This is a genomic window from Janthinobacterium sp. Ant5-2-1, assembly GCF_001445815.1.
GTDB lineage: Bacteria > Pseudomonadota > Gammaproteobacteria > Burkholderiales > Burkholderiaceae_D > Janthinobacterium > Janthinobacterium lividum_E.
Genome location: NZ_LNCE01000015.1, coordinates 43,739 through 49,738, shown reverse-complemented (window position 1 = coordinate 49,738; position 6,000 = coordinate 43,739). Strand labels below are relative to the sequence as shown.

General features: G+C 64.2%; 8 protein-coding genes. 5 read left to right on the top strand and 3 right to left on the bottom strand.

Translation table 11 applies throughout. The features are described from left to right. The coding region (locus tag ASN89_RS05910; RefSeq protein ID WP_152988458.1) for a serine hydrolase domain-containing protein at positions 1 to 415 on the bottom strand (415 nt) is incomplete at its 3' end. Between the two features lie 10 nt (positions 416 to 425). After that, complete coding sequence (locus tag ASN89_RS05905; protein ID WP_152988457.1) at positions 426 to 1,409, bottom strand: VirK/YbjX family protein; 984 nt, start codon at positions 1,407 to 1,409, stop codon at positions 426 to 428. Between the two features lie 188 nt (positions 1,410 to 1,597). On the opposite strand from ASN89_RS05905, the gene ASN89_RS05900 reads away from it, so the two are divergent. The 4 genes from ASN89_RS05900 to ASN89_RS05885 are packed head-to-tail and all read left to right on the top strand — an operon-like array spanning position 1,598 to position 3,669. Continuing rightward, complete coding sequence (locus ASN89_RS05900; RefSeq protein ID WP_058048597.1) at positions 1,598 to 2,206, top strand: hypothetical protein; 609 nt, start codon at positions 1,598 to 1,600, stop codon at positions 2,204 to 2,206. A gap of 30 nt (positions 2,207 to 2,236) precedes the next feature. Further along, on the top strand, positions 2,237 to 2,671 hold the full coding sequence (locus ASN89_RS05895; protein ID WP_058048596.1) for a DUF1801 domain-containing protein: 435 nt from the start codon (positions 2,237 to 2,239) through the stop codon (positions 2,669 to 2,671). Continuing rightward, entirely contained in the window at positions 2,668 to 3,219 is a 552-nt protein-coding gene (locus ASN89_RS05890; RefSeq protein WP_058048595.1) for a hypothetical protein, read from the top strand. The genes ASN89_RS05895 and ASN89_RS05890 overlap by 4 nt, the downstream gene beginning before the upstream one ends. Before the next feature lie 21 nt (positions 3,220 to 3,240). Then, positions 3,241 to 3,669: a GNAT family N-acetyltransferase gene (locus ASN89_RS05885; protein WP_161911735.1), complete on the top strand. Its 429-nt coding sequence runs from the start codon at positions 3,241 to 3,243 to the stop codon at positions 3,667 to 3,669. Positions 3,670 to 3,714: 45 nt separating this feature from the next. Here ASN89_RS05885 and ASN89_RS05880 read toward each other — a convergent pair whose 3' ends face one another. Next, complete coding sequence (locus tag ASN89_RS05880; protein WP_235501884.1) at positions 3,715 to 4,737, bottom strand: DNA-binding protein; 1,023 nt, start codon at positions 4,735 to 4,737, stop codon at positions 3,715 to 3,717. Positions 4,738 to 4,994: 257 nt separating this feature from the next. On the opposite strand from ASN89_RS05880, the gene ASN89_RS05875 reads away from it, so the two are divergent. Then, entirely contained in the window at positions 4,995 to 5,978 is a 984-nt protein-coding gene (locus ASN89_RS05875) for a tyrosine-type recombinase/integrase (protein ID WP_058048604.1), read from the top strand. The last annotated feature ends 22 nt before the right edge of the window (positions 5,979 to 6,000 follow it).

Below are 6,000 nucleotides of genomic sequence, written 5' to 3'. Positions count from 1 at the left end.
GGCGGGGCAAGCCGGATAATTGCGTGGCCAGCTGGCCCACGGTGATTTGCCGGCCAGCCAGCGTGGGGATGGCGTAGCCGGGCAGCAGCTCGGCCACCGGCTGATCCAGCCGGGCCTTGCCCGCCACGACCGCGTCGGCCAGCAGCAGGCCCGTCATGGTTTTCGTCACGGAGCCGATTTCATACACGGTGTCGGCATCGGGTACGCCCGAGTCGCCTGGCCGCGCGCGGCCGAAGCCATACACGGCGCTGTCCTTGCCGTCGATCACGGCGATCGCCAGGCTGGCATGCTTGCCGTCACGCACCAAGTTTTCCGCCCGCTCCCGCATGGCGGCGTCGAGCGTGGGGGCGGCCAGGGCCGCGGCGCCGGACAGGGACAGAATGGGCAACAGCAGAGTGCGCAGGCGTGGGGGCATCGTGGTTCCGTCAGGTTAATGATTGATGGGAAGATAGCATAGCATCTGCGCTGTAAAGATGACTGTTTTGGCAAGATGGCGGCGTTGCTATTGCCAGCAGCGCCGCCAGCTGCGCGCGCATGCCGTCGGCCATGCCATGTAGCAATTCGCCGCGCCGCCGCGCATCGGCGCGCTTTTTCGATGGCACGTCGGCCAGGTCGGGCGCCCGGTACGGCGCGCACGGCAAGTGATAATTGCCGTCGCGCATACGCAAGGCGTGCAACTCCTGCCACGCCAGGTCGTAGTCGGCGGCGATATGGCGCCGGCGCCGCGCATTCAGGGCGATGCGGTTGTCATTGCTGATCAAAAACAGGTTATTGCAGGCAAAAAAATCGCCGAAATCGCGCAAGGCCGTCACCATCAGGTTTTTCGGACGGCAACCGTGCAGCGCCCGCGTGGCTTCCTTGACGGCCAGCTTGCCCGCTTCCGAGCGCAAGCCTTGCAGCGCGCCGAGCTGCAGCGAGACGCCATCGGCGCGCGGCACGAACAAAAAGCTGGCCAGGTACAAAGGCTGGCCGTCGCGCGTCAGGCGCAGGCACAGTTCGCCTTCACGGTAGCTGTCGTGGATGGCCGTCAGCTGCAAGCGGTACAGCGCCCCGTCCTTGCCTTCGAAGGCGGCCAGCACCACGGGTCCGCACGCGGCACGCTCGACCAGCGCGCGGGCGCCGGCCTGCCACAGGAAGCGGTAGTGTCCTTCCAGCAAGGCCAAACGATCCGCGCAACCGAGCTGGCGCGAAGCGTAAGGACGGTAAATCTTGAAGCGCAGGCACGGGTGCAGCTGCGCCAGCGAGTTCAAGCCCGGCATGCTGCCGAGGAAGGCGTGCCAGCGCGTGCGCTGGCGGGGAAAGAAGAGGGCGCCCAGCGCCGCTTTCAGGCGGTGGCCGCTGGCGGGAGGCTGTGTCACTGCGGGCGGCACGGCGGCGCCGTGGCGCAAGGTTAAAGCGATGTCATTCATGGTTCTGCCGGAAAAGGGCAGGCGCTGCACAATGAGAGCCTTGCCAACATGAATGCTACGCGGGCCAGGTGAAGTTCATATTAAGAAGCTATCCCATGGGTATTTAGAGGATGGCAACTAAACATTTGCCTTCTGGCAATATAGACGGTTATGCTCGCCGCACCTTGATACGATGACTGACGCCTCTCATGAACCACCGCCATTTGCTTGCCATCCCCGTATTGCTCGCGACACTGGGCGTCCAGGCGCAAGACCGCACGGCCGATCCTTTGGCGCCCTTGGCGCAATGCATCAACCGCAGCCAGTTCCAGTTTAAGACGCAGGACCGCCTGCCGGCAGGCGCGACCACGCGCATCGTCAAGATGGCGGCGGGGGATAGGCAAATATCGACGGCCGATGGCTATCGGCTGATGCTGTTCCGTAAGAGCAGCTTGCCTTTCGTGAATCTGAAGATCGAACGCAGCGCCGAAGGCCAGTTCGCCGCCGACCGCGAGACCATCGTGGCGCAGATGCGGGAAATGGCCGCCAGGGGCAAGCTGCCGCAGCAACTGCCGCTGGAAACGGACGCGCGCGATGGCGTGGAAGTGCTAGGATTGAATAACGCCAGTATCGCGCAAGCGCAGGGCATCATCAGCTTGTATACACTGCTGCACGCCGCCAGCGGCACGGTCGCCACCGCCTATCTGCTGAACCAGCCGGCCGATCCGCGCGACTTTGCGACGGATGCGCAATACCAGGCGCTGCGCACACAATTGTTTGCCTCGCTTGCCAGCTGCATGGCCGATCCTGCGCAGTAAGGCAAGCGCACAGGGAAGGAGATGTCAGCCATGAAAAAAGCGGAAGCGGGTGCGCGGCCCGGCGAGGATGCGCAAAACGCAGGGTCCGCCGCCAGCCAGATCGACTCGAAGATCGCCTCGCTGGGGGACTGGCGCGGCAAAACCCTGGCCAATGTGCGGGCGCTGATCCGCCAGGCGGACCCCGAGGTGGTCGAAGAAGTCAAATGGCGCGGCGTGCCCGTCTGGTCGCACGCGGGCATGATTTGCACGGGCGAAACCTATAAATTGGCCGTGAAACTCACCTTCGCCAAGGGCGCCGCCTTGCCCGATCCGGCCGGCCTGTTCAATGCCAGCCTGGACGGTAACACGCGCCGGGCCATCGATATCCACGAGGGTGCGCATCTCGATGCCGCGGCGTTCAAGGCGCTGATACGCGCCGCCGTGGCCGCAAATACGGCGCCAAAACCAAAACGGACTTCTACTTGAGACATTATCTGTACATCTGGCACGACCCGGTCGAGCGCATGCTCGTCGCTTCCGGCATTGAATTCAAGGATGTTATCCCCGCGCTCGGCGAGGCTGACGGCATCGTGCTGCGCAAGGGCAGCGCCGGGACAATCAAAAAGCCTGCGGCTTTCCAGACCTTGGCGCGGCAACAACTGCCGGCCCTGGCGCTCGAAGACATGCATGCGTTGGGCAGCCACGCCTGGGCCGATTGGCAAGGCGCGCCGCCGGCTTCCCTCGATGCGGAAGTGGCCACGACGCTCGATCACCGTGGCGCCCTCACGCCGCTGCCCGCCCTGCAGGGCCGTTTTCTCGCCTTTGCCCACGACGACGGCTGGTATCTGAAACTGTTTTATGGCGAATGGGACGACGTGGCGGCCTTGCTCGCCGGCGCCATCCCGCCAAGTTTGGGCGCGCTCGACATGGCGGCACTGCAGCAGGGAGGCGACGGCTACTGGTTGCAGGACGGCACAGTCCAGGTGGAACTGAAAACCCACGCTATCGACAGCGTGCTGAATCGCCGCCTGTAACGAATGGATAGCGCGCCAGCCATGTGCCTGATTCGCCCTTTCGCCAGCGCGGACACGGAGTTTTGCACCGCCATCCTGGCCCTGGCCGGGCGCGACGCCTTCGGCCCTGTCGTCGGCAGCGCTACTTTTACGGCGACGACGCGGGGCGAAGCCATCCTCGTTGCCGAACGCGGCGGCATCGTCACCGGTTTTGCCGCCGTGTACACGGGCGATGCCCCCGACTATTTCCTGCATCACCTGTATGTACACCCGGCGCAGAGTGGGTCGGGCATCGGCGGGCAACTGCTGGCGGCCGTCGTGGCGTGCTTCGGTCCCCGCCTGAGCCTGAAAACGCAGCTGAGCAATACGGGCGCGCGGCGCTTTTATGCGCGCGCGGGCTGGGTCGAAGATGCGGCAGACAGCGGCGTGGACGCCATCGGCGCGTGGATACGGGTGCGCTACCGGCAGTAAAGCGTCAGATTCAGCGAGGCGCGCAAGGCAGTCATATAGACAGGTTCAAACATCGCGCTTCTCCTTGCTATCCGAAAGCAGGGCCAGGCGCGCCGCCATGCCGGCATTTTCGCGCAGCAAGCCATCGCGTTCCAGCGCCAATGCTTCCATTTTCTGCTGCGATAGTTGCCCGTTCTCCGCCAGCATGTCGAGCTGCCGGTCTTGCGCGGCCAGCGCCACCTTGGCGTCGTTCAGCGCCAGCAGGGCCGTGTCCAGCTTGTCCAGCAGGGCGTCGGCCGAGGCGGCCGCCTGCAAGTATTGAAATTCAAACTGGTCGCGCTCGGGGCGCACGGTGGCCAGCGCTGCGCGGTCGGCGGCCGCTTCATCAGCCAGGCGCGTGTGTTCCGCCTGCAGTTGCGCCAGGCGCATGTCTTGCTGTACCAGGGTCGCTTGCTGGCCTTGCAAACGCTGCTGCAGCTGGGCGTTCTCCTGTTCCAGGCGGCTGATCCGCTGCTGCGCCTGGGTCCGCTCCTCGCTGCGCTGCGCGGCCGCCGCTTCCTGGTAATGGTCGAACTGCGAGCGCACTTGCGCCAGTTGGCGGTTCAGGGCCGCGATTTCCTCGCTCCGGTCGGCCAGGCGTTGCGTCAAGCCGGCGTTATCGCTGTGCAAGGTGGCCAGCGTGACGGCGCGAAAATGGTGTTCTTCCTTCAGTTGCGCCAGCGCGTGCTGCGTGGCGCGCAATTCCTGGGTGAGGGCGGTGCGCGCCTCCGCCAGTTTCAGCCGTTCCGTTTCCGTCTTCTTCAGCTTTTCCAGCGCCGCGTCGAGTTCGGCGCGGTTTTGCTGCATGCCCGTTTCCAGCTGCCGCGCCACGTCGCGCTGCTGCTTGTCATAGACGCCGCGCATCGCTTCCATCAGCTCGGCCGGCAAGCCCGATTCCGTTTTCACGGCGCCCGCGCCCTGGAACTCTTCCTTCCAGCGCTTGAGCAGGGGCGCGATGGTGCTCTTGCTGCCCGTGCTGCCCAGCGCTTCGCGCACGCTGTCGACCGTGGGATTACGCCCATCGGCAGCGACGATTTGGGCTGCTTTCATAACGTCAGAGTACAAAATGCCGGTGCGGGCCATAAAACCACCTATGAACGAAATTTAGTAATATATTACATGATACGTAATATCAAATAATATTACGATACATATTTTATGGATTCTTGAAAAATATAAGTTGCGATAAGTTCGCTTATCGCGTGTTATTGGGGTGGTTTGCATGCTATTCTGCGTATCTCCCAGTACAAAACCGCGATTTCGCCGCCGCCATGCCCGATTTGCCCCTCTCGAAACGCCGTGCCGCCATGCCCAAAAGCACCGCCATCGCCGCTGCGCCATTACGCGGCGCCCTCATTGATGCCGAGCTGGCCGCGCGCCACCAGGCGTTTCTCGCCGCCGCCACGTCGGACAACACGCGCCGCACCTACCGTTCCGCCATCCGCCATTTCCAGGTATGGGGCGGGGCGCTGCCCGCAGACGAGCCCACCGTCATCCGCTACCTGATGGCGTATGCGGACAGCCTGAACGCCCGCACCCTGGCCCTGCGCCTGACGGCTTTGTCGCAATGGCATGTGTACCAGGCCTTTGCCGACCCCGCGTCCACGCCCACCGTGCGCAAGACCCTGGCCGGCATTGCCCGCCTGCACGGCAAGCCGAAAAAGAAGGCCAAGGCGCTGCCATTGGAAGACCTGGAACTGATCGTCGCCAAACTGGCCGCGCTGGGCACGAACAAGGCCTTGCGCGACAGCGCCTTGCTGCAGCTGGGGTTTTTTGGCGGTTTCCGCCGCAGCGAACTGGCGGGATTGACTGTGGAAGATGTTAGCTGGGAGCCGCAGGGCATGGTGATTACCTTGCCCCGCTCGAAAACGGATCAACTGGGGGAGGGCATCGTCAAGGCGATTCCGTTCGGCGACGGCGTCTGCTGCCCGGCGACGGCCTTGCGCGCGTGGCTGGCCGCGGCGCACATCCGCACGGGGCCGCTCTTGCGCACGGTGAACCAGTGGGGACACGTGGGCGCGAAGGGTCTGCACGCGAGCAGCATCAACACGATCTTGGAAGCTTGTGCCAGGCTGGCGGCGCTCGATTACGTGCCGGAACTATCGAGCCACAGCCTGCGCCGCGGCATGGCCACCAGCGCGCACCGGGCCGGCGCCGACTTTCAGGCCATCAAGCGCCAGGGCGGCTGGCGCCACGACGGCACCGTGCATGGTTATATAGAAGAGGCGGGCCGCTTCGAGGAAAATGCGGCCGGGAGTTTGTTGAAGGGGAAGAAGAAGCCGGCGGGGTGAGGGTGCCCACAAAAATATTGCG

What these genes read in the sequence shown, in the direction of transcription:
- ASN89_RS05885 (WP_161911735.1), top strand. Translation starts at nt 3,241, where the DNA reads ATGTGCCTGATTCGCCCTTTCGCCAGCGCGGACACGGAGTTTTGCACC.
- ASN89_RS05875 (WP_058048604.1), top strand. Translation starts at nt 4,995, where the DNA reads ATGCCCAAAAGCACCGCCATCGCCGCTGCGCCATTACGCGGCGCCCTC.
- ASN89_RS05880 (WP_235501884.1), bottom strand. Translation starts at nt 4,737, where the DNA reads ATGAAAGCAGCCCAAATCGTCGCTGCCGATGGGCGTAATCCCACGGTC.
- ASN89_RS05900 (WP_058048597.1), top strand. Translation starts at nt 1,598, where the DNA reads ATGAACCACCGCCATTTGCTTGCCATCCCCGTATTGCTCGCGACACTG.
- ASN89_RS05905 (WP_152988457.1), bottom strand. Translation starts at nt 1,409, where the DNA reads ATGAATGACATCGCTTTAACCTTGCGCCACGGCGCCGCCGTGCCGCCC.
- ASN89_RS05895 (WP_058048596.1), top strand. Translation starts at nt 2,237, where the DNA reads ATGAAAAAAGCGGAAGCGGGTGCGCGGCCCGGCGAGGATGCGCAAAAC.